The 3,147-nt window shown below is 74.4% G+C and carries 3 protein-coding genes and 1 pseudogene; 3 read left to right on the forward strand and 1 reads right to left on the reverse strand.

Annotation, left to right across the window (positions count from 1 at the left end; translation table 11 throughout):
- The 3 genes and pseudogenes from K6I34_RS34305 to K6I34_RS34315 form a co-directional block, all read left to right on the forward strand.
- Nucleotides 1-332 (forward strand): annotated as a pseudogene (locus tag K6I34_RS34305) (polyketide synthase); the annotation flags it as partial.
- Nucleotides 329-1,693 carry a class I adenylate-forming enzyme family protein gene (locus tag K6I34_RS34310; protein WP_229331950.1) on the forward strand — a complete coding sequence of 455 codons (1,365 nt, stop codon included), beginning with the start codon at nt 329-331 and terminating at the stop codon, nt 1,691-1,693. The pseudogene K6I34_RS34305 and the gene K6I34_RS34310, both read left to right, overlap by 4 nt.
- Nucleotides 1,690-2,502, forward strand: a complete 813-nt coding sequence (locus K6I34_RS34315; RefSeq protein ID WP_229331951.1) for a TIGR03619 family F420-dependent LLM class oxidoreductase — start codon at nt 1,690-1,692, stop codon at nt 2,500-2,502. The genes K6I34_RS34310 and K6I34_RS34315 overlap by 4 nt, the downstream gene beginning before the upstream one ends.
- A gap of 25 nt (nt 2,503-2,527) precedes the next feature.
- Here the strand turns inward: K6I34_RS34315 and K6I34_RS34320 are convergent, their stop codons facing one another.
- Nucleotides 2,528-3,103, reverse strand: a complete 576-nt coding sequence (locus K6I34_RS34320) for a TetR/AcrR family transcriptional regulator (RefSeq protein WP_229331952.1) — start codon at nt 3,101-3,103, stop codon at nt 2,528-2,530.
- Between the last annotated feature and the right edge of the window lie 44 nt (nt 3,104-3,147).

Genomic DNA, 3,147 nt, shown 5'->3' on the forward strand with positions numbered 1-3,147 from the left:
CCGGGATCGTGGTCATGAGCGCGACCGGGAGCGAGCAGACCATGCGCGTCATCGCCCGGTCGGTGCCGCGCTCCCGGGTGTCGCCGCTGCGCTTCGCCGGGGCGAACCCGGGCGTGCTGGCCGGGCTGTCCGCCCTGCGGCACGGGCTGCGCGGGCCGTCGCTGCTGCTGGCGATGCACCCGGACGCGGCCACCCCCGTGGCCCTCACGGTGATCGACGGATGGCTCGCGGACGGACAGGCCCGGCACGTACTCCTGGCCGGCCTGGAGCCCACCTCGGACGGACACCTGTGCCGCTGCCAGGTCCTGACCGGCGCCGGGGCGGACCGGTGAACGGCCTCACGCGGGACCTCACGCGGGCCGGGGTGGCCGACTTCCTGACCCGGATCGACGGCGTCGCGGCGGGCCCGTCCGCGCCGGCCGGTGTGGACGACGTGCTGGAGGACCTGTCCGGACTCGGGCTGGTGCCCGGGGACGCGGTCGTGCTCTGCATGGCCAACGGGGCCGACCTGCTGCGGGTGCAGCTGTCGTCGCTGCTGCTGGGCCTGGTGCCGCTGGCCGTACCGCCCAGCACCCCGTGGCGGCGGGTCCACGAGCTGGCCGGATACGTCGGAGCGGGTGTGGTGGTCACCACGCGGCTGACCGGGGCGGAGTCACGGGTGCCGGTGGGCGGCGCGTTCGCCGTGCCGACCGGGCACCCCGCCACCCGCTACGAGCCGGGAGAGATCCTGCTGTCCACCTCCGGCACTTCGGGAATGTTCAGCGCGTGCGTGCACCGGGTGTCCTCGCTCCTGCACGGCGCCCGCCTGCACGCCGGGGCCACCGGCATCACCGCCGCCGACACGCTGCTGGTCAACCTGCCGCTCTACTACTCCTACGCCTTGGTGGCACAGGCGCTCGCCGCCTATGTGACCGGAGCGCGGCTGGTCCTCGACGGGCCGCCGTTCTCCCCGGCCGCGTACCGCGACACGATCGCCGCACGGGGCGTCACGCACTCGGCGGTGACACCGACGATCGCCCGCCAGCTGCTGGCCGACCCCACCCTCGTACCGAGCGGCCTGAGGGCGCTGGCGGTGGGCGGCGACCGGGTCACGCCCGCGGAGGTGGCGGGCCTGCTCGCCGCACGGCCGTCCGGCGAGCTGTACGTGACCTACGGGCTGACCGAGGCCGGGCCCCGCGTGTCGACGCTGGCCGCGCACGCCGAGCCCGCGCACCGCCACGGCTCGGTCGGCCGGCCGCTGCCCGGGGTCGTCCCGTCGCTGCGCGAGACGCACGACGGGGTGGGCGAACTGCTCGTCGAGTCGGACACCGTGCTGCTGCGGCGGGTCGGGCAGCGCAGCAGGCGCGTCCTGGTGGGACCGCGGACCGTCGCCACCGGGGACGCCTTCTCGATCGACGACGGCTATCTGACCTTCCACGGACGCCTGTCGGACTTCGTGGTGCTGCGCGGCGAGAAGGTCTCGCTCAACACGGTCCGCCAGGCCGCGCACGCCATCCCGGGGGTGGTGCACTGCGTGCCCAAGGTGGTGAACGAGGGCGGTACGCAAGTGCTCGACGTCCACCTGTCGGTCACCGACCCCGTGCCCGGCGGGGAGAAAGCGGTGCGGCACATCCTCAACTCCCAGCTCCTGCCCGCCGAACGCCCGCGCGCGGTCTTCATCTCCGCCGCCGACCCCGAGGCCTTCCGCAAATGACCCTCCGTCTCGGCTGCACCGTCCCGACAGGCCTTTCCCCGGCCGCGCTCCGCGAGTTCGCGGTGACCGCGGAGGACCTGGGGTACGACCACCTGTCCGTCCCGGAACACCTGGTGTCCACCGACCCCGCCTACGAGAGTCTGACGCTGGTGGCGTTCCTGGCCGCGGTGACGACCCGGATCGAACTGGCCACCGCGATGACGATCCTGCCGCACCGCCCGGTGGTCCTCGCCGCCAAACAGGCCGCTCAACTGGCCTTCCTCAGCGGGGACCGGCTGCGGCTGGGCGTCGCCCTCGGGTCCGACCCCGCGGAGTCCGCAGCCCTCGGCGTCGCCCGGGAGACCCGCGGAGCCCTGTTCGAGGAACAGGTCCGCGCGCTGCGCCTGCTGTGGACGGAACCGGAAGCGCGCTTCGAGGGCGAGCACGTCGCGTTCTCCGGCGTCACCCTCACCCCCCGGCCGCGCCCCATTCCGCTGTGGATGGGCGGCGGCACCCTGCGCACCGGCGGCAGACCGCGTCCGCTGCGCCGGATCGCCGCCCTCGCCGACGGCTTCACCATGTCCGGCCTGCTCGCCAACCGGGTCGACCGCGCCGCCCGTATCGTCGCCGACCTGCGGACGATGGTCGCCGAGGCGGGCCGCGACTCGGCCGGCTTCGGCATCGAGGCCCGCCTCCGCCCCGACCCGGGCCGGACGGCGTCCTGGAGCTCCTTCGCCGACGCCTGGCGGTCCGCCGGTGCCACCCACCTCACCGTCACGACCGACGACGTCTCCCTGCTGGCCCCCGTGCACGCGGCACTGACCGGGTGAGCGGCCCCGCCTCTGAGGACAGCAGTCAGGCGTTCGGTACGGCGTGGGCCGTGAGCAGGTTCAGTACGCCCGTGACCGCCTGGTCGAACGGCTCCGTGGACCGGGCGGCGCGGGCCAGTACGTAGCCGCCCTGGAGAACGGCGACCACGGTCGCGGCGGTGGCCCGCGGGTCCAGTCCCCGGTCCAGCTCCCCGCGTTCACGCCCCTCGTCGAGGACCCCGGCCAGGCGCTCCCGCAGCCAGGCCAGGGTCTCCTCGACCGGCGCCCGCAGGGCGGGGTCGGCCATCACGTCCGGGTCCTGGGTGAGCCGTCCTATGGGACAGCCCTTGAGGACGTCCCGTTCCCGGCGCAGGTACGCGGTGACGCGCTCGACGGCCGTACCGGGCGCGGCGAACTGCTCCTCCGCCGCGGCGCGCAGCTCCCCGGCCGTACGGCTGATCGCGGCGTGCGCCAGATCCGGCTTGCCGGAGAAGTGGTGGTACATGCTGCCCTGCCCGGCCCCGGCCCGCTGCTGGATCGCCTTGGGACTGGTGCCGGTGTAGCCGCGTTCCCACAGGAGTTCCCGGGTGCTCTCGATGAGGCGTTCGGCCGCTGTGCTCATACGGGCACTCTACCTACCAGTAGGTACAGACCTGCGCCTGTCTC

Source organism: Streptomyces sp. UNOC14_S4 (assembly GCF_020740835.1).
Classification (GTDB): Bacteria; Actinomycetota; Actinomycetes; order Streptomycetales; family Streptomycetaceae; genus Streptomyces.